General features: G+C 51.4%; 15 protein-coding genes. 7 read left to right on the forward strand and 8 right to left on the reverse strand.

All coding sequences use genetic code 11. The features are described from left to right. Positions 1–38 precede the first annotated feature (38 nt). Positions 39–1,928: a beta-N-acetylhexosaminidase gene (locus tag P2W70_RS25775; RefSeq protein WP_276484433.1), complete on the reverse strand. Its 1,890-nt coding sequence runs from the start codon at positions 1,926–1,928 to the stop codon at positions 39–41. A 242-nt stretch (positions 1,929–2,170) separates the two neighbouring features. On the opposite strand from P2W70_RS25775, the gene P2W70_RS25780 reads away from it, so the two are divergent. The 4 genes from P2W70_RS25780 to P2W70_RS25795 all read left to right on the forward strand — a co-directional run bounded on the left by P2W70_RS25780 (position 2,171) and on the right by P2W70_RS25795 (position 6,140). Then, positions 2,171–3,001, forward strand: a complete 831-nt coding sequence (locus P2W70_RS25780; protein WP_276484434.1) for a universal stress protein — start codon at positions 2,171–2,173, stop codon at positions 2,999–3,001. Between the two features lie 97 nt (positions 3,002–3,098). After that, positions 3,099–4,031, forward strand: a complete 933-nt coding sequence (locus P2W70_RS25785) for a LysR substrate-binding domain-containing protein (RefSeq protein WP_276484435.1) — start codon at positions 3,099–3,101, stop codon at positions 4,029–4,031. A 145-nt stretch (positions 4,032–4,176) separates the two neighbouring features. After that, positions 4,177–5,352, forward strand: coding sequence for a threonine synthase (locus P2W70_RS25790; protein ID WP_276484436.1), 1,176 nt, complete (start codon positions 4,177–4,179; stop codon positions 5,350–5,352). A gap of 194 nt (positions 5,353–5,546) precedes the next feature. Next, positions 5,547–6,140: a methyltransferase gene (locus tag P2W70_RS25795; RefSeq protein ID WP_276484437.1), complete on the forward strand. Its 594-nt coding sequence runs from the start codon at positions 5,547–5,549 to the stop codon at positions 6,138–6,140. A gap of 16 nt (positions 6,141–6,156) precedes the next feature. Here the strand turns inward: P2W70_RS25795 and P2W70_RS25800 are convergent, their stop codons facing one another. The 6 genes from P2W70_RS25800 to P2W70_RS25825 all read right to left on the reverse strand — a co-directional run bounded on the left by P2W70_RS25800 (position 6,157) and on the right by P2W70_RS25825 (position 13,616). Next, the gene (locus P2W70_RS25800; RefSeq protein WP_276484438.1) at positions 6,157–6,411 is read right to left on the reverse strand and encodes a hypothetical protein; all 255 of its coding nucleotides are present in this window, start codon (positions 6,409–6,411) and stop codon (positions 6,157–6,159) included. Positions 6,412–6,466: 55 nt separating this feature from the next. After that, positions 6,467–8,197: a sodium:solute symporter family protein gene (locus P2W70_RS25805; protein WP_276484439.1), complete on the reverse strand. Its 1,731-nt coding sequence runs from the start codon at positions 8,195–8,197 to the stop codon at positions 6,467–6,469. Beyond that, positions 8,194–8,319: a hypothetical protein gene (locus tag P2W70_RS25810; RefSeq protein ID WP_276484440.1), complete on the reverse strand. Its 126-nt coding sequence runs from the start codon at positions 8,317–8,319 to the stop codon at positions 8,194–8,196. Before P2W70_RS25810 ends, P2W70_RS25805 begins: the two co-directional genes overlap by 4 nt. A 15-nt stretch (positions 8,320–8,334) precedes the next feature. Next, complete coding sequence (locus tag P2W70_RS25815; RefSeq protein ID WP_276484441.1) at positions 8,335–8,496, reverse strand: hypothetical protein; 162 nt, start codon at positions 8,494–8,496, stop codon at positions 8,335–8,337. Then, positions 8,497–11,019 (reverse strand): PIG-L family deacetylase, encoded by a 2,523-nt coding sequence (locus P2W70_RS25820; protein ID WP_276484442.1) that lies wholly within the window; start codon positions 11,017–11,019, stop codon positions 8,497–8,499. 74 nt (positions 11,020–11,093) lie between these two features. Next, positions 11,094–13,616, reverse strand: a complete 2,523-nt coding sequence (locus tag P2W70_RS25825) for a M14 metallopeptidase family protein (protein ID WP_276484443.1) — start codon at positions 13,614–13,616, stop codon at positions 11,094–11,096. A 359-nt stretch (positions 13,617–13,975) separates the two neighbouring features. On the opposite strand from P2W70_RS25825, the gene ggt reads away from it, so the two are divergent. The 3 genes from ggt to P2W70_RS25840 all read left to right on the forward strand — a co-directional run bounded on the left by ggt (position 13,976) and on the right by P2W70_RS25840 (position 21,530). Further along, the gene (gene ggt, locus P2W70_RS25830) at positions 13,976–15,694 is read left to right on the forward strand and encodes a gamma-glutamyltransferase (protein WP_276484444.1); all 1,719 of its coding nucleotides are present in this window, start codon (positions 13,976–13,978) and stop codon (positions 15,692–15,694) included. A gap of 161 nt (positions 15,695–15,855) precedes the next feature. Then, positions 15,856–16,419 (forward strand): DUF1572 family protein, encoded by a 564-nt coding sequence (locus P2W70_RS25835; RefSeq protein ID WP_276484445.1) that lies wholly within the window; start codon positions 15,856–15,858, stop codon positions 16,417–16,419. 257 nt (positions 16,420–16,676) lie between these two features. Then, positions 16,677–21,530, forward strand: a complete 4,854-nt coding sequence (locus tag P2W70_RS25840) for a translocation/assembly module TamB domain-containing protein (protein WP_276484446.1) — start codon at positions 16,677–16,679, stop codon at positions 21,528–21,530. 59 nt (positions 21,531–21,589) lie between these two features. Here the strand turns inward: P2W70_RS25840 and P2W70_RS25845 are convergent, their stop codons facing one another. After that, the gene (locus P2W70_RS25845; RefSeq protein WP_276484447.1) at positions 21,590–22,792 is read right to left on the reverse strand and encodes a bifunctional 3,4-dihydroxy-2-butanone-4-phosphate synthase/GTP cyclohydrolase II; all 1,203 of its coding nucleotides are present in this window, start codon (positions 22,790–22,792) and stop codon (positions 21,590–21,592) included. Positions 22,793–23,111 lie beyond the last annotated feature (319 nt).

Genomic DNA, 23,111 nt, shown 5'->3' on the forward strand with positions numbered 1-23,111 from the left:
AAGATGTTTCCCTTTTTCTTTATCTGGCAGGTCAGTGCCTATTTCTTGTTTTTGTTGGCGCGGTTCTTCAATTCCGTTGCAGTGATGGTGACCGTACGACCTACTGGCATTTTGCCTTTGTAGGTGACGACCCGCAGGGTAGCGGCATCTTTGGGCATGCTCAGTGCGCCCTTGTATTGGGGATAAAAGTTATCCGGAAAGGAATTATCGAAGCTATAGTGGAAATCGACTCCTTCGATCTGTGCGTTCAGGGTAACTTTTACCGTACTGTCGGCGGCCCAGGAGGCACTGATCAATGGCTCGTACATACTGGTGGCATATTTCTTTTCTGCCACGTCATACCGCTCGAAATGCTGTTCTACTTTAGCAATGAATTTGTTCCAGTCCTTTTTGTCTTTGGGCGACCAAACGGATTCTGACACGGCAAAAGCGCGGGGCCAGGTCATGTACTGTTGATGGCGGGTATTGTAGATCTGCTCGGTCCAGAGATTTGCCTGTCCGCCCTTGATCATTTTTGGATTGACGCCCTCGGGAACCGGTTCGAAATTGTAAGAGCTCTTGAGCAATACAGTACTGTATACCGGCGGCTCGATGGCAGGATCTCCCTGCATGAGATCGATGTATACGTTGCTGTTGGGGCTCATTACCACCTCGTGCCCGGCAGCAGCAGCTTCCTTGCCACCTTTGATACCGCGCCAGCTCATGACGGCAGCGCCGGGTGCCAGGCCACCTTCCAGTATCTCATCCCAGCCCATCATCTTTTTGCCTTTGGATTCGATGATCTTGCCGATGCGCTTCACGAAATAGCTCTGTACTTCGTGCATGTCTTTCAGGTTCTCTTTCTGCATCAGTTGTTTGATGGCATCGCTTTGCTCCCAGAAGTTCTTGGCGCATTCGTCGCCACCCATGTGGATATAACCAAAGGGAAACAGTTGCGCTACTTCGGTAAATACTTTGTCCATGAAGCTGTATACCTGTTCGCTGGCGGGGTTCAGGGTATTGTCGACGAGGGCATAGAAAGTACCATTGCCATTCCACTGCATAAACTTGTCACCGGCACTCACCCGATAGGTACCAGGGGTGGGTGATAGTTCCGGATAAGCAGCAACGGCTGCCATGCTATGGCCGGGAATATCGATCTCGGGCAGGATGTTGACAAACCTGTCGGCCGCATATTTCACGAGTTCACGGATGTCTTCATGGGTATAGAAGCCCCCGTATGTTTTAGGCTCGTCGGCAGTGGGTGCCGAGAAGGTACCGAAGGTGCCGGTCTTCTCCGGACGCCAGGCCCCTACCTCGGTCAGTTTGGGCAGGCTCTTGATCTCGATACGCCATCCCTGGTCATCGGTGAGATGCAGGTGCAGCAGGTTGTATTTGTACTTCACCATATCGTCGATGAATTGCTTCACCTGGTCTTTGGTAAAGAAGTGACGCGATACGTCGAACATCAATCCTCTCCAGCCAAATCGTGGCTGGTCGGTAATGCGTACAGCGGGCAGTGCCCAGCTTTTGCGGGCTATGGCGGTGTTGCTTTCAATTTCCTTGGGAAACAGTTGCAGCAAGGATTGCATACCATAGAACAATCCGGCGGGGTGGTTGGCTTTTACCACCACCTGGGTGGGTGCCACTTCCAGGCGATAGCCTTCAGTACCCAGCTCGGCTTCTACCCCCTTATTCAATACGAAACTGACGACGTTGGTGCGGGTAGCAGCGGTAGCAGATTGTATGGCAGCCTGATAGCCGGTGGCTTTCCTGACCTGGCTGGCGAAGAAACTGGCTACACGTTGAACATCGGGGTTGCGGTCGGCCGCTTCGATACGGGTTTGTGCCGTGAAGAGGAATTTGCCATCCCGCTTCTCCAGCGATACCGGCTCAGGAATGATCGCAATGGGCGCCACCTCCTGTGCATACATGGATAATGCCATCATGGAACTAATGATTAACAGAGAACCCTTTTTCATATTGCAGTGTTTATACGACTCGATTAGGTGGCTAAAATAGGGCAATTATTGCAGAAACGATATAGTAGAGGCAGCTCCATGCAAGGGCAATCGATTGACGCAGATTAAAATAGCTCCGCTGGCAAGGGGCGGCACAATAAAACTTTTCCTTTTATTCCGGCTGTTCGATTGGTCGTATTGCCGTATCTTTCAAAAAAACTAGCGCACACATGAAAAAATTTCTCGTCCCCACTGACTTTTCCGATACTTCTAAAAATGCAGCCAAATATGCCGCCCAGGCTGTAGCCGGTGTGCTGGATGCGAAGATCATTCTCTACAATGTGTCTGATAAGATTGCGGCTGGCAGCGATGGTACCCCCCTCGTGGAAACCGATGGTGACCGGGCCCTCATTCTTGGTGCTGCCCTGGCACAATTGAGAGACGAAATTGCTCCCTTTGCCGGCGCTACGAAGATCGAAACCGTACTGGAGTATGGCTCTTCGCTGGTAGAGACCATGGAACGCTATGTACGGCATTACGACATCGATATGGTGATCATGGGTATTACCGGTGCCACCCGCCTGGAACAGATCTTTATCGGCAGCAACACACTCGATATGGTGAATACGGCGATCGTTCCGGTACTGATCGTGCCGCCCGATGCCAGCTTTAAGCAAATTAAGAACGTGGTACTGGCCAGTGACCTGAAGGATGTAGCGACAACTACTCCTGTGGCAGCGATCCGTTCCGTGCTCGATATCTTCAAGCCTACCCTGCATGTGGTGAATGTCGATGCGGAGCATTATGTAGCCGTGACCGACGAATACAAAGCAGAGGTCGATATTCTCGGCAGCATGCTGGAAGAATACAAACCCGAATTCTTCTTTATCCGCCAATATGATTTCTATGATGCGATCAGCCAGTATACGCAAGACAAGAACATCGACCTGGTGATCATCATCCCAAAAAAGGATAGCTTTATCAGTGGCCTGTTCAAGACCAGCCATACCAAGAAGCTGGCTTATCATAGCCATGTCCCCATCATCGCCATCCACGAATAAGGAGATTAAAATACACGTAAAGGCGTTCCGCATACCACGGAACGCTTTTTATTTGCCCTGAACTGCTGTAACTTGGTTGCCATCAACCGATCGCACCATGCTCAACTTCGGACACCTGGTTTTTTACGAAGTGGCCAACCAACTCAGCTTTTCGAAGGCCGCCGAGGTATTGTTCATTAGCCAGCCGGCCATCACCAAGCATATCCAGACACTGGAAAAGCAATACAAGGTGAGCCTTTTCGAGCGCAAGGGCAATTCCGTGTCGCTGACTGCCGAAGGGAAGATCCTGTTTACCTACGTCGTGCAAGGCCGGGAGTTACAACGCCAGCTGGAGTTCGACATCACGCGGCAAACGGACCTGCATATTGCCAAAGGGTCGCTGACGCTGGGCACCAGTACGACCATCTCACTGTACGTGATCCCTCCGGTATTTTCGGCTTTTCACCAGCAATACCCCAACATCGACCTTACGCTGGTGAACAGGAATTCGGAGAGTATACTCAAAGCATTGCTCGATCATGAGATCGACCTGGCCATCACCCAGGGTAAGAATAATATCAATACGGTCAAATACCAATACTTTCTCACCGATGAGGTGATCCCGGTATGCAGTGCCCGCAGTACGCTGGCCAAAAGGAAACTGATACAACCCGAAGAATTGAAGAATATCCCGGTAGCCTTGCGGGAACGTGGTTCGGGCACGCTGTCGGCCGTCACAGAAGCGCTGCAGAAATGCCGGCTCAGTATCGGCGATATCAAGCGACGCATCGTACTGGGAGGTACAGAAGCGTTGAAAAACTTTTTACTGGATGATACCTGTCTTGGTTTTCTGCCGCTGCGATCGGTAGCCAAACAATTGAAGAATGGCGAACTGGTTCGTCTTAACATTCCCGGCATCTCCATTCAACGTCCCTTCTACTTTGTACAAAGGCGTGGCTCCGAAGCCGATCGCATCAACCAGCAGTTCATCAAACTGGCCACTGCCCACTACAACAAAACCGCGGGCCGCGGAGAGCACAAACACAAATGATCATACAAGAGGTCTGAACAAGCTTACAACCTACAACCCCGGCTACCGATTGAAAGGTCATAACTTTTGGTTATAGCGTATAAGCAATCGGTATCACCGCCATAGCTGGTGTGGAATACATTTGTACTGTCTAAACCCGGTACCAATGCAAACAGCACAACAATTCACGTCACTATCACACCTCGCCTGCTCACAGTGCGGCCAACAGTATAGTAGCTTTGAAGTGCACACGTTTGCACCTTGTTGTAACCAACCACTCGTTGCACAATACGACCTTCCCAACAGTTTCAGCAAGCAAATGCTTCGTGGCCGCGAGGCCACGATGTGGCGTTACCGCGAAGTGTTGCCGGTGAGGGACCCTGTCAATATTGTAAGTCTTGGTGAGGGCATGACACCAATCCTGACACCTCATCACCTTCGGGCTAAATATGCATTGCCCGGCTTGCTGATCAAAGATGAATCCGGTAATCCTACGGGCTCCTTCAAAGCACGCGGGTTGAGTGCTGCCGTATCGAAAGCCAAAGAAGCTGGTGCGCATACCTGTATTGTACCTACGGCCGGTAATGCCGGCGGTGCCCTGGCAGCCTACTGTGCTGCAGCAGGTATGAAAGCGATCGTCGTGATGCCACGTCATACGCCGCAAGTGTTTAAAGACGAATGCCGTTTGTATGGAGCCGACCTGGTGCTGGTAGACGGGTTGATCAGCGATTGTGCGAAGAAGGTAGCTGAGCTGAAGCAAACCATCGATTGCTTTGATATATCGACGCTGAAAGAACCGTGGCGCCTCGAGGGCAAGAAGACCATGGGGTATGAGATTGCCGAACAATTGAATTGGGAACTGCCCGATGTGATCCTCTACCCCACCGGCGGCGGTACGGGATTGATCGGTATGTGGAAAGCCTTTGACGAGATGGAGCGTATGGGGTGGGTCGGCAGCCATCGGCCCAGGATGATCGCGGTGCAGGCAGCCACCTGTCAGCCCATCGTTCATACCTGGCATGGCGCTCAACCCAATTGCCGTAATTATGTGGGCCGGCCCTCTATTGCCAATGGGCTGGCGGTGCCCAATCCTTTTGCAGAACGGATGATCCTACAGGTGTTACGGGATTCACAGGGTCTTCCGATTGCAGTGCCCGATGCAGACATGATCGATGCGGTGAAAGTGATCGCCCGGCTGGAAGGCCTGCTGATCGCGCCGGAAGGCGGTGCTTTGCTGGTCGCCTTACGGGAGTTGCTGAGCCAGGGGCTTATTGGCCATGAGGAGAAAATTCTGCTGCTGAATACCGGATCGGGATACAAATATCTTGAAAATATAGTTTAACTGGTGCTATACCGGCAGAACGGCTGTTTGCCATGGGCTACCCAGGTAGCCCGCCCGTTCACAACGTTTGATTATGGATGTTTTATGTTAAAGGTTGGCCTCCGTGGGAACGGGGGCCTTTTTATTGAAATTCCCGGGGTTCGTTCTCCCGCTGATTGCCGCTTTCAACCAGCAACAATGCGTACATTTAGTAGATGAACGACGAAACTGCGAGCCACGAATACTGGGACAACCTGTACAATAGCCGGCAGACGGCCTGGGACATTGGTTACCCTTCCACCCCGCTGAAAACCTACATCGATCAACTGACCGATAAAAATGCAGCCATTCTGGTGCCTGGCTGCGGCAATGGTTATGAAGTAGCCTACCTGTTGCAACAAGGTTTTACCAACGTAACGGCCATCGATATTTCGCCTGTGCTGACTGCCAGGCTGGAAGAGAAATTGCGGGAATGGGTCGGCAAAACACTTTCTATCATCACGAGCGACTTTTTTACGACGGTTGGGCAATACGATATCATACTGGAACAAACTTTTTTCTGCGCCTTGCCCCCGGTGCGTCGCGAGGATTATGTGCACCAGGTGCACCGTTTACTAAAGCCAGGCGGGCGGCTGGCAGGTGTACTGTTTGACCGGGACTTTGAAGGTGGCCCACCCTTTGGTGGTCACCGCGCTGAGTATGAACAGCTGTTTAAAGAAAACTTCCAATTGAAAGTATTGGCTCCCTGCAACAACTCTATTCCGCCGAGGGCGGGGAGCGAACTGTTTATTGTGGCGGAGAAAGTGTGATTCGCCAGGTATTCAATTAGCGGGGCTTACCTGTTCGTTGTTTGGGATCACCGAATACACGGACCAGGAAGCGATAGACGTAGGGAGAAAGGTCTGCGCTTGATCTGCTCTTGCCCAACTCCCAGGCAACCACAAAAATGATTGCGCCCAGGATCACTTGTAAATAGGCATTGGACGTCACGTATTCCAACAGCATTTTTTGATCGTATTTGGTGAATATCACCAGCATGAGGACTACGGCCAGCGCTTTGCGCAGCACTTTTAAGAGCATAAGAGGGCTTTGTTCGGGTAAGATAGGAAACATATGCCTTTTGTTCTAACCAAACTTATGATTTTGGTGATGCCGTTTCCCGTCGCGGGCAAAATGGCTGTACCAATAAGGCAAAAAGTACGACGGCCGCTGCACCGATCACATTCAGCCAGAGGAAAGAAACGATCTTCGAGAAGTGAACCGTCAACACTACCACTTCCGCCAGCGCGGCCGCTATGAACACCGCATTTCCCCCTACCCGCTTCATCCAAAAAGCCACGAGGAAGATACCGAGAATGGGACCATAGAAAAGTGAGCCCAGGATATTCACCGCTTCTATCAGGCTATTACCCAGGTTATAGGCAAACTGCGCCATGATGATACACACGATACCCCATAGTACCGTATACCGTTTGGACCATTTGTACTCCAGCAAAGGCGTCATCGGCTGGCGCGACAGCTTTCTATGAAAATCCATCATGGTACAGGAAGCCAGCGCATTGAGCGCCGGAGCTATACTCCCCCAGGCTGCCAGGAACAACACCGCAATGACCAACCCTACCAATCCATTGGGTAACGTATCACCTACAAACCGCATGAAGATATAATTGGTATCGTTGCCATCGCTACCAGGATTGGCCAGTTTGATGATCGACTTCACAGAATCACGTTGGTGCTGCGCTGCTTTTTCATGCAGGTCCAACTGCTCGCGGTAACGATCGATGGCCGTTTCGTCGTTGGCCTTCAAAGCCGTTGCCAGTCCGCTGATCACCGCCGTTTTCTGCTCCTGCAATTGCTGGTATTGTTGCTCCGCCTCCGCATATAGATTTTTGTAGGCGCTGTGACGTGTATTCTCTACTTCCGCCAGGTTGAAATAAGCCGGCGCCTTATTGAACTGATAATAAGAGAAAATGAATATGCCGATCAGGAGTATGCCGAATTGCAAAGGCACCTTCACCACCCCATTCAGCAACAGACCTAGTTTGCTCTCCTTGTCAGAACGCGCAGTAAGGTAACGCCCTACCTGGCTTTGATCGGTACCGAAATAGCTCAGGGTCAAAAAGAAGCCACCGATCACTCCACTCAGGATATTGAAGCGATCCTTCCAGTCAAAGCCTTTTTCGCTAAACCCAGTAGTGATCACATTCATTTTGCCCGATTTACCACTGATGTGCAGTGCTTCACTAATACCTACCCCATCAGGCAATGCACTGATCGCCCACCAACCGGCTGCAAACATCGCCGCATAGATGACAATGAACTGTAGCTGCTGTGTATACGCCACTGCCCTTGACCCACCACTCGTGGTGTAGATCAACAGCAGGCCACCCATGAAAAGGTTGGTAACTGTTATATTCCAGCCCAGCATACTGTGCAACACGAGGGCTGGTGCAATGATGGAGATACCGGTACTTAGGCTACGCGACAACATGAACAACAACGAAGTGATCATGCGTGTCTTCACATCAAACCGCTGTTCGAGGTATTCGTACGCGGTGTATACTTTAAGCCGGCGGAAAATGGGCACGAAGGCAATACACACGACCACCATCGCCAGCGGCAACCCAAAATAATATTGCACGAACCGCATCCCGTCGGTATAGGCCTGGCCCGGCGCCGTGAGGAAAGTCACCGCACTGGCTTGCGTTCCCATGATGCTCAGCATCACCATCCACCAGGGCATTTGCCGGTTGCTTAAGAAGTACCCTTCTACTGTTTTCGAAGAGCGGCTTCTGTACACGCCGTACAAGATGATGCACAGCAGGGTCGCTACCAATACGATCCAGTCTAACCGGGAAAAATTCATGCGAAATGTTTGGTAAACAAATAGAACAATACGATCTGCAAGACCAATAATACGACCACGAACCAGTACCACCGGTTCCACTTCCCGAATACGGGCACCTTTTCTTCTTCTTGTACAGACATATTATCCGGCAATCGTTAACGTTTTTTCTTAGAAAGTATCATGAGTACCATCAATCCGATGATGGCTCCTATGGCAATACCTACCGTGGCTTTCTTAATCAGCTTTCCGATGATCAATCCCACCAGGATGGCGACCACCAACGCAATCTGTCCCTTCGCTCTCGACGGTGCACTCATTTAAAATCCTTTCTTTTTATTCAATGCTATGATATTGGCCAACAGGCGGTACGCTCCGGGTATACCAGCCGGCAACTCCCGGAAGAAAACCAGGCCGGTATAGACAAACTTTCCCTTGCCAAAATCCGCCACAATGAGGCTGTTGTTCAAGGGTTGCTCGCCCGGATCGGCCATCGCCAGGATCGGCTTGTAGGCCGAGTCGAGGTTCTCCGGAAAATAAATACCACGCTCCTGTATCCAACCATCAAAATCTTTTTCGGTGATCTTGTTGGGATAGTTCAACACCGGATGCGCTGGCGCCAGGAAACTAACCTTGGCTTTTTCGTCCGTGATCCGGTTGCGTGATACGGTGAACGGATAGGGCCCGATCTTGCTCTTCACCGTACTGATCAGGTTATTGGTGTTGTACTGCACGATCAGGTTACCGCCCTGTTGCACGTACTCCATCAGTATATCGTATTTGGCAAACAGGAAATCGTGCACGTTGTATGCCCGTACGCCGGTGATCACCGCATCCAGTTGCTTCAACACCCCTGGTACGATATCTTTCTCTTTCAGGATCACCACCTCGTACCCCATTTCTTCCAGCGCAGCGGGAACCTTGTCGCCCGCCCCTTCAATATAACCGATACGCTTGCCGACGGTTTTAAGATCGATGTTGAGCACCTTCACAGCATCCTGGTAGAAATAGTGAATGGGGGGAATATGATCATAACTGATACTCGTCATATTGAGCCAGGCAGGCTGCTCTTCTTTTCCATTCTTCAGCTCCACAAAGGCTTGCACATTGTCCTGGTCAAGGCCCTTCAGCATTCCATTGTTGATGGTAAAGTAGTAAGGTTTATTGAGTCCACGCACCAGGCTGAAGTTCGTATCGGCGATGGTGGAGTTGTCGTATTTCAGGCGTTTGGAAACTTTGGCAGTATAGTGATCGAAGGTCTTGTTGGCCATTACCCGCAACGTGACGGCTTGTGACGCTTTTTCATTTTTGCGGAAGATCACAATACCCGGGTCTGTCGTCACGGTAGCAGGGGGTACTACTACCAGCGGCCTGTACAACTCTCCTTTTACGGGATCTGTAAACTTATACTGTACAGGTTTTACAAATGTGAAGGGAACGCCTTCGATCGTCACCTCGAAGCTCACCTGGTAAGAAGGGATGCTTTCCGGCCGGCCGATCAGTAACTGGTCGTTGACGGTAAAAGATCCTTCGGTCATTTTTTGCTGAAGCCAATAGGGCTGTGTCACCAGTTTATTGGCGAGGATATAATAGTTCTTGGAGAACGACAGGTTGGTATTGACAGCAAGCGCTTTGTTGAAGGTAGAATCGAAAGTCTCCAGGGTCAGTTTGTTCAACTGTGTGCTGACGCCTGTGCGGTTGTTGACCGCTACATTCACCCGCATGGAATCACCCTGTACCACAAACTCGGTAGCGGCTGTGGCTTCGAGAAACAATCCGCTGCAGCGCTCTACCAGTTGCTGTACCTCTTGTAATTTCTGTGAGCGCCAGTAGCTGTCGGGTAGTGCGCTGATGGTTTTATAAAGGTCTACCAACGCGGGTACGGAACGGGCAGGTTGTGCGAGTGAAAAATTGTTGAGCACAACGTCAATCTTTGCATCGATGGCAGCCGCATTGTCCACGCGCGACCATCCGGCATTGATGTCATCCATGATATCGGCTTTTGCGGCCTCTCCATCTACCGGTGTAAAGAACTCGAAAGCAACGCCGCGGCTGGCTGGTACGCCAAAGCCCTGGCTCTTGTGCTGGCTTCTGCTTTCGGCAGCAATCTCGCCATACCCTTTACCCAACACCGGGTTGTAGGCGCCTACATCTATTTTAAGCTGATCATTGGAAGTCGTGTTGTTGCCTCCGAAGTTGAAGGTATTCCACATAATGCGTTTCGCCTTCCAGGGCTTTACGCCCAGCTTCAACTGTTCGGGAAACATATTGGGATCGGCAGCGGCCTTGAAGGCTTCGTGTGCCAGCACGGCCGATCCGGAGTGGTGGCCATGCCCTGCCCTTGCATCGGGCGGAAAGCGGGTAATGATGATATCGGGTTGAAACTTGCGGATCACCCATACGACGTCCGACAATATCTTGTCTTTACCCCAGGTGGCCAGGGCTTCGTCGGTGCTTTTGCTGAAACCGAAGTCGAAGGCGCGGCTGAAGAACTGTTCGGCACCATCGATGCGGCGGGCTGCCAGCAGCTCTTGTGTACGGATGAGACCAAGGTCGATGCCTTGCTCGTCACCTATCAGGTTTTGCCCGCCATCGCCTCTTGTCAATGACAGGTAACCAGTCCGGTACAAACGGTCTTTGGCCAGCCAGGCGAGCAGCCTGGTATTTTCGTCATCGGGATGCGCGGCAATATATAATACTGACCCCAGCACTTTCAGTTTCCTGATCTGCAGGTAAATATCCGCGGAGGAATAAGTAGCCGGTGTTTGCGCGGTGAGCGTCGACACCTGGAGCAAGAGCAATAAGGAATACAATGTACGTTTCGCGTAAAAAATACTCATCATGGGCAAAATAAGTAAAAGCGGGGCAGGTTACTGCCCCGCTGGTCCAATTTTAACGATTTGAAATGGCTATCTCTTTATTGACCTACCAGGAACAGCGCATTACAGAACAGTAATTTGCCATTTTCCCAGAAGTTCCTGAACAGCGGATTGTCGGCGAGGTAGACTACAGTCCCCCTGCCTTGTTCCTGTACGCCAAATAGGACGCCATCTTTCAGCTTTTCCTTCAGTTTTGAACCAACAAATCCGGCTACCTGGTTGTCTTTGCGCACAACGCCCACATTCCAGCTGCCGTCTTTGAAGAACTCATAGAGGTTGTCATCCTGTTTGAGCGTATAGTAGAAGTTGTCATAACCAAATGCCAATGGATGCGAGTTGTCGAGCTCTACCTTGAAGATGGAACCCGGATTGAAACCAGGCAGGTAATCACGCTCCCTGTTCTCGTAGCGCTTCAGCATGGTATAATCATCCTTCTTATCGTCTTTTTTATCATCCTTCTTGTCTTCCTTTACTTTAATGCCCCACTCGGCCCGTGCCAGCTGGGCCACCGCGTTTTCAACCGCAATGATCTTACCGCCGTTATTGACCCAGTCTTTCAGGTTCTCATTCATATTCTTGTCGCTCAGGAAACGGTAGTTACCATCAGGCAGGATCAGTACATCGGAATTCTTGAGCACATTTCCATTCACTTCATTCGACCATACGACATTGACGGGGTACCCCAGTTCTTTGTCGAGGAAATGCCAGATCTCTCCCATACCGAGTGAAGAAACACCCTCTCCTGCCACCAGTGTCACTTTGGGTGCATGCAGCATGTGCACTTTGTCTGAACCGAAATCGAAGCCTTTGTCTACAAACCCCGATCCCAGGCCGAATGCCTGCACATGGGCGCTATCTGCCGCTTCCCGCACGAGTTGGTGTAGTTTATCTGCCGATTGCTGGTTACTGGTACGCAGTACGAGCAAGGTTCCTTTGTCAAACTCCTGTCCGTTGGCCATAAAAGGCTGTTCAGCAAAACGCACTTTCACTTTTTGCTTCAGCAGTTCGGTCAGAAAGTGGGCGCTGCTGACGCCATTCCAACGGATGGCATAGGCATGACTGATGCCGCCCAGTACCGCAGGCGCTGCCGGTTGATCTTTGGTGGTATTGGTCACGAAAGTATTGAGGCCATAGGTTTGTAAGCCATATACAAATGGCATGGACCAGGCGGTAATATCGTAGGTGTTGGAATCGGTCAGCTTGGAAGCTTTTTCAAACAACACGTCGACCAGGTTGCCATTGGGCTGATTGGCGTTGATGACGATATCAGCCTGCGCGGTTTTGAAATTTTCCTGCTTGCCGGTGAAATAGTTGTAGCCCGACAGGGAACCTGCTTTCACAAAGCTCCATTCGATGGCGTTGCGGTCGAGCAGTTGACGCAGACGCACCAAACGATCGCCTTCATCTGCTTTGATCACATAGGCTTTGAATTCGCCCGGCGGTGTAGTCTTCGCTTTATCGTAATACTTTTTAAACTCCTGCACCAGTTTGCCGGCATTTTGTGAACTGACCTCGATGGTCGCCATGCCGGTGGTGAAATGATGGTATAAACGATCCCAGAGGGTAAGTGTATCGCCATCATTGTTGATCACGGCAGCGCCGCCACGGCTATGGCCGCCCTGCTCGTAGGTCATACCAATAGCCCCTTTATAGATGGGATAGGTATCGCCATAGCTGGGATAAAAAAGATCGAAACGCTCTTTGGTGAAGAAGAGCCAACCGTTCTGGTCAAAGTATTTGGCATTGTTGCGACCGATGGCTACCTGAAACTCACGTTGCCAGGGAGTGATCACTTCGTGAAAAGGTTCAGCGGCCGGGGCAAAATAATACGGGTTATTGTATCCCTGCTCGTGGTAGTCGACATGGATCTGTGGTAGCCACTGATTGTATTTCGCCAGGCGCTGGCGTGTTTCTACCTGCGTTTGCCAGGCCCAGTCGCGGTTGAGGTCAAAATAGTAGTGGTTGGAGCGTCCGCCCGGCCAGGGCTCGCTGTGCTCGCGGGAAAAAGGCTGCGGGTTGGGCTGCGATCCAACTACGCTGTTGAACCAGTTTACATAGCGATCACGACCGTCCGGGTTGATACAAGGGTCGATGAGCACCACCGTATTTTTCAACCACTCTTTGGTCTTTGCATTATTGGGATTCACCAGCTCATAGATCGTGAGCATGGCTGCTTCTGAGGAAGAAGTTTCATTGCCGTGCACATTGTAGCTGAGCCATACGATGGCGGGCGTTTGTTCGGAACCGGCTGTATTGTCTTTAAGGAAACCTGCCAGCCGCAGGTTGTTTTGCCGTATCTGCTCCAGCCTGGACAGGTTTTCAGGCAGGGCGATGGCCGCCAGTAGCAGGGGCCTGCCTTCATTGGTGCGGCCATATTCTTCCAGCTTCACCATATTGGGTGCCGCCGCCGCGATGTCTTTGAAATAATTGACCACATTGAAGTGTGGGGTGTAACGGGCGCCGAGTTTGTAACCAAGGAATTGTTCGGGCGATTTGATCTGTGCATGGGCCAGGGAGGCAACCAGCACGAGGAGCCATAAGGCCAGGGTTTTCTTCATCATACGTCGGTATAAACCATGAAAATAAGGAAGAAAAAACAAAAAGGCATCCCCAAATTGTGCGGGATGCCCCTGAGGCAAACCTCATGTGACTGATCGATGTTATGGCTGAAACAAGTTTATACTGTATTGGATCTGTAATAATAGATGGTGACAGGAGCCCCTGCAAGGGTGATGTGGAAGGATACTGGTGTAGGGGTTCTTCGCTGCCAGGTCGACGTGGTGAATATACTCAACTTTTTCAAGTCTTAAAATATTTTAATCCACGCGGCCCCCATGGTCTTATTCGGTTGAACGGTCCTCCTTCCTTCAAATATTCACTTAGCTTTGTTGCTTTTAGTAGTCCCAACCCAAACAGACTTATGATGAAAAGAAACGCTTACGTATTGCTGATCGCCTCCCTGTCACTCTATGCCTGTTCAGGGCATCGTGCGGTGACCGGTAGTCCCCAACTCAATCCCTATCAGTATTCGGTTCAGAAGAAAGTAACCGGCACGAAAGCGGCCGTCGTATCGGCCCATCCCCTCGCCAGTGAAGCTGGTCTCGGCATCATCCGCCAGGGCGGCAATGCCATCGATGCAGCCATTACCACACAACTTGCGCTGGCCGTAGTGTATCCGGAAGCCGGCAACCTCGGTGGCGGTGGATTCCTGGTAGCCCACCTGGCCAGTGGACAGCAGGTAACCCTCGACTACCGGGAGAAGGCACCGGCGAAAGCCCACCGCGACATGTACCTCGACAAAGACGGTAATGCCATCACGTCGCTCAGCCTCAATGGCCATCTCGCTGCCGGTATTCCCGGTACGGTGGCCGGCTTGTTTGCGTCGGCGAAATACGGCAAACTGCCCTTTAAGAAACTGATACAGCCTGCTATCGACCTGGCAGAAAAAGGTTATGTGATCACGCAGGACGAAGCGTCGGCACTCAACCGCAGCCGCGAATCGTTTATCAAGTATAATACAGTAACGCCTGCTTTTGTGAAAGCAACTCCCTGGAAAGCCGGCGACACGCTGGTGCAGACCGACCTGGCCAATACCCTGAAACGCATCCGCGACAAGGGGCAGGCTGGTTTTTACGAAGGCGAGACGGCCAGGCTCATCGTAGCAGAAATGGAGCGCGGCAAAGGCATCATCAGTTATGAAGACCTGAAAGCCTATACCGCCAAAGAACGGCAACCTTCCGTATTTAACTATAAGGGCTATACCGTGGTGACCATGCCCCTGCCCAGCAGTGGCGGCATTCTGTTGCCACAGATGATGAAAATGATCGAAGACAAGCCCATCAAAAGTTATGGTTTTCAGACCGCCCAGTCGGTTCAGTTGATGACGGAGGTAGAACGCCGGGCCTATGCCGACCGGGCTAAATGGTTGGGGGATGTCGACTTTTTCAAAGTGCCGGTAGCCAGGCTCACCAGCGATGCCTATGTGAAAGAACGCATGAAAGATTACGACCCCAATAAAGCCGGTACCAGCCGCGATGTACAGGCTGGTGTGCTGCCCGAAAGTGAGGAGACCACCCACCTGAGTGTATATGACAATGCCGGCAACGCTGTGTCGGTAACCACCACGCTCAATGGCGGTTATGGCAGCAAGACCGTGGTAGGCGGCGCTGGCTTTTTGCTCAACAATGAGATGGATGACTTCAGCGTAAAACCCGGCGTACCCAATATGTATGGCGCTGTGGGCGGCGACGCCAACGCCATTGTACCCGGCAAACGCATGTTGAGTTCCATGACGCCGACCATCGTGCTGAAAGATGGCAAACCCTATATCGTCGCCGGTACGCCCGGGGGCACCACGATCACCACGTCTGTATTCCAGACCCTGGTCAATATCCTGGAATTTGGCATGAATGCCGACGATGCCGTCAACAAGCCCAAATTCCACCACCAGTGGCTGCCCGATGAAGTGGCGGTAGAGAAGGATTTCCCCCAGGATGTACGGGAATCCCTGCAGAAGATGGGGTATAAGATTACCGTTCGCAATGCCATTGGCCGTACGGAAGTGATCCTGATCAAAGCAGATGGCAGCTTCGAAGCCGTGGGCGATAAGCGTGGTGACGACCATGCGGCGGGCTACTAAAAGGTAGCTTTCAACAGGTAGTGAAGCAACCTTAATAGACCTTTAATCCTGGCTCCTGGCCTGGCTTTCCCGGGCCCCGGAGCGGATCTCCCTAGTGCAACGGCGGGTGTTGGTAACAGCACTCGCCGTTGTTGTTTATTTTTGTACCAAATCTTGCCACCATGAGCGATACCGTAGGATCCGTTTTCTTATCCAGCACCATCAAGCGCCTGCGTTATTACAAAACGCTGGGCGACCGCACCTTTTCCCAACTCGATGATGCAGCCTTTCTCGTACAGCCCAATGCGGCCTCCAACAGTATTGCCATCATCATTCAACACCTGCACGGCAACATGCTGAGCCGCTGGACCAACTTCCTCACCGAAGACGGAGAAAAAGAATGGCGGCAACGGGACGCGGAATTTGGTGTTCACCCTTTTACCAAAGCGGAACTGATGGACCAATGGGAAGCAGGCTGGGCCTGTTTGCTGGGCGCTCTGGAAGCGCTGACCGAAGCCGATCTGCTCAAGACCATCACCATTCGCCACGAACCGCTGATCGTCATCGACGCCATTCAGCGCCAGCTGTCACACTATCCTTACCATCTAGGGCAGATCGTGTACATCGGCCGGATGATCAAAGACAACGGCTGGCAAAGCCTCTCCATAGAACCGGGCCAATCGGCCGCCTACAATGCAGGCGAAGGCATCAAGGATCCGGCGAATGCCCTACCCAGTAAGCCATAATTTTCCCATGACGGGAAGCTACTCGTTTCAATCGCCGCTGACGCTACCCAGCGACCTTGATCAGTACGGCATCAACCACCCTTGTACGCCCGCCTGGCCTGCTTCGGTTGGGCGCGTGCCGTTAATGACGTCTTAATCCCATTATTTATCAAAACATTTCAATTCGTTGGTACTGAATTTGCTCAGCAACAGGGAATACCTACTTTTACACCCGAATACATAGCTTCCTGAGAAAGTTTTGGAAAATATCCCGGACCGTGCTGCTGGTGCTGATCGCCCTGATCCTCCTGGCATGGATGGCTATCCAAACTACTCCCGTACAAAACTGGCTCGTACACCAGGTAACGAAACGCCTCTCCAAAGACCTCAATACCACTGTACAGATCAAGCATGTCGATTTCGCCCTGTTCAATAAAATGACGCTGGAAGGGATGCTGGTAGAAGACCGGCAAAAGGATACGCTGCTGTATGCCGGTGCGGTAAAAGTGAATATCACCGACTGGTTCTTCTTCAAAGACCAGATCGAACTCAAATACATCGGGCTGCAGGATGCCGTCATTCACCTGCAACGGAAAGATGCCGTCTGGAACTACCGCTTTATTGCCGACTATTTCGGCGGTGGCACCCGCGATACGCTGACTAAAAAAAGCAGCCTCAATCTTGATCTGAAAAAAGTGGAGTTTGACAATGTCGCCCTGCTACAACGGGATGCCTGGCGCGGTGAGGACATGCACCTGCAACTGGGTAGCCTGCGGCTCGACGCCGACAAACTGGACCTGCAGGAACGCACCATCCGCATCAACCAGATCAACATCGACCAGCCGGTGTACACAATCTCCAATTACAAGGGCAACCGCCCCGACTCCCTGCGGCCCAGGGATATCGATACCGTATACATCAACGATCCTAATAACCTGCGCTGGAATCCCGGCAAATGGGACATTGCTGTGAAGGAAATGAAAATGGTAAAAGGCATTTTCCGCAGCGACCGGGAAAGCGATGAACCGCTGGCCACCTGGTTCGACGAAAACCATATCAAGTTCGCCGACATCAACGCCACCTTCAGCAATATTGTATTCCGGCAGGATTCGATCAAGACCTCCATGCGCCTTTCGACGAAGGAACGTGGTGGCTTACTGGTCAAGAAGCTAAACGCCAATCTCAAATTCCACCCGGAGGGCATGGAATTTCACCAGCTTGACCTGGAAACCAACCGCAGTCACCTGCACAACTTCTTCGCCATGCGCTACAATTCCATCGAGGATATGAGCGATTTTGTGACGAAGGTGCGGATGGAAGCCGACTTCAACGATGCCGATCTCGACAGCGACGATATTGCCTTCTTTGCACCCGCCATGCGCGATTGGAAAAAGAAGATTCGCCTGAGTGGTAAGATCAAAGGCCCCGTCGAAAACCTGACCGCCCGCAAACTGATCATCGAAGCCGGGAAGAATACCTACCTCAACGGGGATATCAGCATTCGCGGACTGCCGTCGATCAACAATACCTTCATCGACTTTGTCGCCAATGATTTCCGCACGACCTATTCCGATGCGGTGGTCATCGTACCACAGTTGAAAGATGTGCAACAACCGCGTATTGACAAACTGGCTTTTCTGCAATTCCGCGGCAACTTTACCGGCTTCATCAACGACTTCGTGACCTATGGTTCCATCCGTACCAACCTGGGCACCATCGTCAGTGACCTCAATATGAAATTTCCCGAACGGGGTGCTCCTTCCTACTCGGGCAAACTGCGTACCGATAGCTTTCACCTGGGTACTTTTGTAGACGTAGACCAGATCGGCAAGATCAGTTTTGCCGGTGGTGTATACGGCATCGGTATGCAGGCGAATGTACTCAACGCCCAGATCGACGGGGATATCAAAGCGCTGGAAGTACGTGGCTATACCTACCGCGATATCAAAGTAAAAGGAACCGTCGCCAAACGCCTGTTTAACGGGGAGCTCACAGCCGACGATCCCAACCTGCAATTCCAGCTTAATGGGTTGGTCGACCTGGGTAAGGCCGTACCAGAGTTCAACTTCGACGCCAACATCACCCGCGCCGACCTCCGGAACATCAAACTACTGAAGGACAGTGTAGAGGTAACTGGTAAGTTCCGCTTTAACTTCAGCGGCAACAACATCGACAACTTCCTCGGTACCGCCCGCGTGTACGAAGCCTCGATCCTTAAAAAAGGCAAGCGCATTTCCTTCGACTCGCTCAATGTAGAATCGAAGACCATGGGTACCAACAAGGTCATCACCGTGCTCAGCAATGAGTTTGATGCTGCCCTGGTTGGTCAGTTCTCGATCCGCGATCTGCCTTCTTCCTTCAGCACCTTCCTGCACAAATACTACCCCAGCTATATCGGCGAAGCCAAGACCATCCAATCGGATGAAAACTTCAGCTTCGTCTTCACGACGAAGAAAGTGGATGAGTACATCGACTTCTTCGATAAGAACCTCAGCGGGTTTAACTACAGTACGGTAACCGGACGCATCAATACGAAAGAGAACATGCTCGACCTCAACGTGGAGGTTCCCCAGTTTGGCTACCGCAACATCGCCTTTTACAATGTAGCACTGAAAGGGGTGGGCGACCTCGACAGCCTGTCGCTCGAGAATTCCATTGCCGATGTATACATCAACGATAGCCTGCACTTCCCCGGCTCGACGATCAGTATCCGCTCGGCCAATGACATTTCTGATATCCGGCTCAACACCAGCGCGAGCCAGACGTTGAATTCTGCCAACCTGGCGGCCCGTGTACAAACCATGCCGCAAGGCGTACGCATCGTATTCAACGAATCGAACTTCGATATCAATGGCAAGAACTGGGTGATCGACAAGAATGGGGAACTCGTGTTGAGTAAGCAGCTCGTAACCGCCGATGGCGTCATCATTCACAATGCCGACCAGGAGATCATTGTTACGACCCACCCCTCAGACATCGGCAACACCAATGACATCAAGGTGGAGATGAAGAAGGTGAATATCCATGACTTCTCGCCTTACATCACGCAAACAACCCGCTTTGAAGGGTTGCTGAATGCGAACATCGACATCATGGACCCCTTTGGCAAGATGCACGTAGAACTGAATGGCGATGCCGATCAATTCAGGCTTGACAACGACTCACTGGGTCGCGTACAGCTCAATGCCAATTATAGTCAGCGCAGCGGCACCATCAATTTTGCCGCTCTCTCCGACAACAAGGATTATATCTTCGACGTCAAGGGATACTACCAGTTGTTTGACAGCACCAACTCAATCGTACCGCTAGACCTGACCGGTAATTTCAAAGACACCAAGGTGCATGTGCTGGAAAAATACCTGTCGGGCGTATTCAAAGACATGGATGGCCTGGCAACTGGTCAGCTGCGGGTAACGGGTCCTACCAACGACCTCAAATACCTGGGTAAGGTGCAGGTACGCAATGCCCAGATGCGGGTCAACTATACGAATGTGTTGTATAAGATTCCCAATGCCACGTTCGAGTTCAAAGACGACCATATCAATTTCGGCTCCTTTGCGATCAAAGATGAGTTTGGCAATACCGGCACTATCAGCCGCGGCATCCTGAAACATCGTGGATTTGATGATCTCGACTTCGATTTTGCGCTCACCAGCAATAAACTGCTGGTACTGGCCACCGATGGCACCAGCAAAGACCCTTTCTTCGGAACGGTGTTTGCCAAAGTCAACATGACTTTGAAAGACCGGCTGGAGGATATGAAGATGGACATCAAGGGAGAACCTGCCGACAGCTCCAAACTGTACATCCGCTCGGGCGGATCGAGCCAGGCGGGCGAAACCAGCAATATTGTGTGGAAGGTTTACGGTCGCGAGATGAAGCAGGACAAATCGTTCCAGGAAACAAACCTGCGGATAAACTTCGACGTGGCTGCCAACAACTACCTCAAGATGTTTGTGATCCTCGATGAGCTCACCGGGGACATCATTGAAGCTACAGGTCATGGCAACCTGAAACTGACGGCCCGCACCGATGGCGAATTTACCATCAACGGCCGTTACGATATCGACCGTGGTTATTACAATTTCAACTTCCAGTCGTTCCTGCGCAAACCATTTACCCTGCGCCAGAATACCGGCAACTATATACAATGGCAAGGTGATCCTTATGGCGCTACGATCAAGATCGATGCAGAATACCTCGCGGAGAATGTTCGTTTCAGTGACCTGGGACTCGATGCCTTTTCGCTGGCCTCCGGCAGCGATGCCAACTCCGGCATCAACAACAACGTACGCAAATACCGGGGTGAGGTGATCGTGGTGGCTACCCTAAAGAACAGACTGATGCAGCCCGATATCAGTTTCCAGATCGAGATGCCGCAAAACAGCACCCTGAAGAACGATGCTGATGCGCTCGCCATCATCCAGCGTATCCAGAATGATCCCAATGAGCTCAACAAGCAGGTGGCCTTCCTCATCGTGTTCAACGGGTTTGGTCCGCTCTCTACTTCCAACAACCAGGGCGCGTTGGCCAACCTCGCTTTCGAAGGGGTGGTGATCAACAGCATTTCGGGGGTGCTGTCCAATACACTCAGCAAACAGTTCTCCAATATCTTCCAGAAGATATTCAATGATAAGAGCATCAAGGTCAACGTCAACGCGCAGATGTACAGTGGTACAAATGTACTGGACAATGTACGACGCAGCGGGTTGAATATCGACCGAACCAATGTGAACCTCAACATCGGTAAAAGCTTCCTCGACGAGCGGCTGACCTTTACCTTCGGTAGCGCTCTTGACTTTGGTTTGAGTTCGCAACAGGTGGCTGCCACGCAAAACCTGCAATTCCTGCCAGATATCACCGCAGAATGGAAAGTGCGGGCAGATGGTAAAGTAGTACTCACGTTCTTCTACCGGGATTCTTACAACTACACAACGGGTGTGGGAGCCAGACAAAACCGGTCTGGCGCCAGTATCAGTTACCGCCACGACTTCGACCGGCTGGGCGATATTTTCCGCAGTGAAAGAAAACGGCGGGAAAAAGCCGAAGAGCGTGCCCGCGAAGAAAGGGCGGCACGCGACTCCAGTGCAAAGGCCGATAGTACACAACAAGACTCAGTGGGCAAAAAATAAACAAAAAGAGGCTACATCTTTCGATGTAACCTCCGGGTATGTTGACGCAAGCTGCTCCTCTATCTTTTCAGGATCTCATGACCGAGCTTATCACGTTTGGTAGTCAGGTATTTTTCGTTGTGCGGGTTGGGACAGATCTCGATGGGCACGGCTTCTACGATCTCCAAACCATAACCCAGTAAGCCAGCCCGTTTGCGTGGGTTGTTACTCATCAGGCGCAGCTTGGTAATGTCCAGGGCACGCATGATCTGGGCGCCGATACCATAATCTCTTTTATCCATCGGGAAACCGAGGTGCAGGTTAGCCTCTACGGTATCGTAGCCATTTTCCTGTAGTTTGTAGGCTTTGAGCTTATTTACCAATCCAATGCCTCTTCCCTCCTGATTCATATAGATAATAGCGCCTTTGCCCTCTTTTTCTACCATTTCCATGGCCGTGTGTAGCTGATCGCCACAGTCGCAGCGCATGGAACCCAGTATATCACCGGTAAAGCAGGAAGAGTGCACCCGCACCAGGATGGGTTCATCGGATTTCCATTCGCCCTTGATGAGGGCCAGGTGTTCCACGCCGGTCAGCTTTTCGCGAAAAGCGACCAGTTTAAAATGGCCCCACTGGGTAGGCATGTCAACCCGTACCACTTCCTCGATAAGACTGTCTTGCTTGAGGCGATATTCGATCAGGTCCTTTATAGAAATAAGCTTAAGGTCAAATTTCTTGGCGATCTCCTGCAGTTCGGGCAGGCGTGCCATGGAGCCGTCTTCATTCATGATCTCGACGAGCACACCAGCAGGCTCAAATCCGGCCAATTGGGCCAGGTCGATGGTCGCTTCGGTGTGTCCGGCACGGCGCAATACGCCACCAGACTTGGCGCGCAGCGGGAAAATATGGCCGGGACGGCCAAGATCTTCGGGTTTTGTATTGGGATCGATGAGTGCCTGAATGGTTTTGGCCCGGTCATGGGCCGAGATACCGGTGGTGCACCCGTGGCCTAGCAAATCGATGGAGACGGTGAAGGCAGTTTCGTGCAGGGCGGTATTGTTGTTGACCATGAGGCCCAGTTTCAGTTCTTCGCAGCGCTCTTCGGGAAGCGGTGCACAGATCAGGCCGCGACCATGTTTGCTCATGAAATTGATGACCTCGGGGGTTACATTTCTCGCAGCAGCCACAAAATCACCCTCATTCTCACGGTCTTCATCGTCTACCACAATGACCATTTTCCCGTTTTTGATATCCTCTATCGCACTTTCAATAGAATCGAGCATGAAGCAAATATTTGACGCAAAGTTACTAATTAAGGTACAAGATACAAGGACTGTGTTGAGGAGCAGCGAAAGCTAAACAATTGATTCATAGCAAGTACAAATCACATCATCACCCTGGCCTGCCAGCAAATGGCTGTAAACGGCACGTATCTCCCTGCAACAGTTGACGTCCGGTGCACCTGTTGCCGTCCGTCTGGGTAATATAACGTCGGTCAACTACAAAAGGTTGCTGACCAATAACGGGGAGATAATATTATCGGATTGTGACGAAGCAGCACTTTTGAAAATGATGTTGCCCTTATAGGTGCAACCGAATGAA

The organism is Paraflavitalea pollutisoli (assembly GCF_029360705.1).
Lineage (GTDB): Bacteria > Bacteroidota > Bacteroidia > Chitinophagales > Chitinophagaceae > Paraflavitalea > Paraflavitalea pollutisoli.

What these genes read in the sequence shown, in the direction of transcription:
- P2W70_RS25815 (WP_276484441.1), bottom strand. Translation starts at nt 8,496, where the DNA reads ATGAGTGCACCGTCGAGAGCGAAGGGACAGATTGCGTTGGTGGTCGCC.
- P2W70_RS25845 (WP_276484447.1), bottom strand. Translation starts at nt 22,792, where the DNA reads ATGCTCGATTCTATTGAAAGTGCGATAGAGGATATCAAAAACGGGAAA.
- P2W70_RS25795 (WP_276484437.1), top strand. Translation starts at nt 5,547, where the DNA reads ATGAACGACGAAACTGCGAGCCACGAATACTGGGACAACCTGTACAAT.
- P2W70_RS25790 (WP_276484436.1), top strand. Translation starts at nt 4,177, where the DNA reads ATGCAAACAGCACAACAATTCACGTCACTATCACACCTCGCCTGCTCA.
- P2W70_RS25810 (WP_276484440.1), bottom strand. Translation starts at nt 8,319, where the DNA reads ATGTCTGTACAAGAAGAAGAAAAGGTGCCCGTATTCGGGAAGTGGAAC.
- ggt (WP_276484444.1), top strand. Translation starts at nt 13,976, where the DNA reads ATGATGAAAAGAAACGCTTACGTATTGCTGATCGCCTCCCTGTCACTC.
- P2W70_RS25780 (WP_276484434.1), top strand. Translation starts at nt 2,171, where the DNA reads ATGAAAAAATTTCTCGTCCCCACTGACTTTTCCGATACTTCTAAAAAT.
- P2W70_RS25820 (WP_276484442.1), bottom strand. Translation starts at nt 11,019, where the DNA reads ATGATGAGTATTTTTTACGCGAAACGTACATTGTATTCCTTATTGCTC.
- P2W70_RS25785 (WP_276484435.1), top strand. Translation starts at nt 3,099, where the DNA reads ATGCTCAACTTCGGACACCTGGTTTTTTACGAAGTGGCCAACCAACTC.
- P2W70_RS25805 (WP_276484439.1), bottom strand. Translation starts at nt 8,197, where the DNA reads ATGAATTTTTCCCGGTTAGACTGGATCGTATTGGTAGCGACCCTGCTG.
- P2W70_RS25775 (WP_276484433.1), bottom strand. Translation starts at nt 1,928, where the DNA reads ATGATGGCATTATCCATGTATGCACAGGAGGTGGCGCCCATTGCGATC.
- P2W70_RS25800 (WP_276484438.1), bottom strand. Translation starts at nt 6,411, where the DNA reads ATGCTCTTAAAAGTGCTGCGCAAAGCGCTGGCCGTAGTCCTCATGCTG.
- P2W70_RS25825 (WP_276484443.1), bottom strand. Translation starts at nt 13,616, where the DNA reads ATGATGAAGAAAACCCTGGCCTTATGGCTCCTCGTGCTGGTTGCCTCC.
- P2W70_RS25835 (WP_276484445.1), top strand. Translation starts at nt 15,856, where the DNA reads ATGAGCGATACCGTAGGATCCGTTTTCTTATCCAGCACCATCAAGCGC.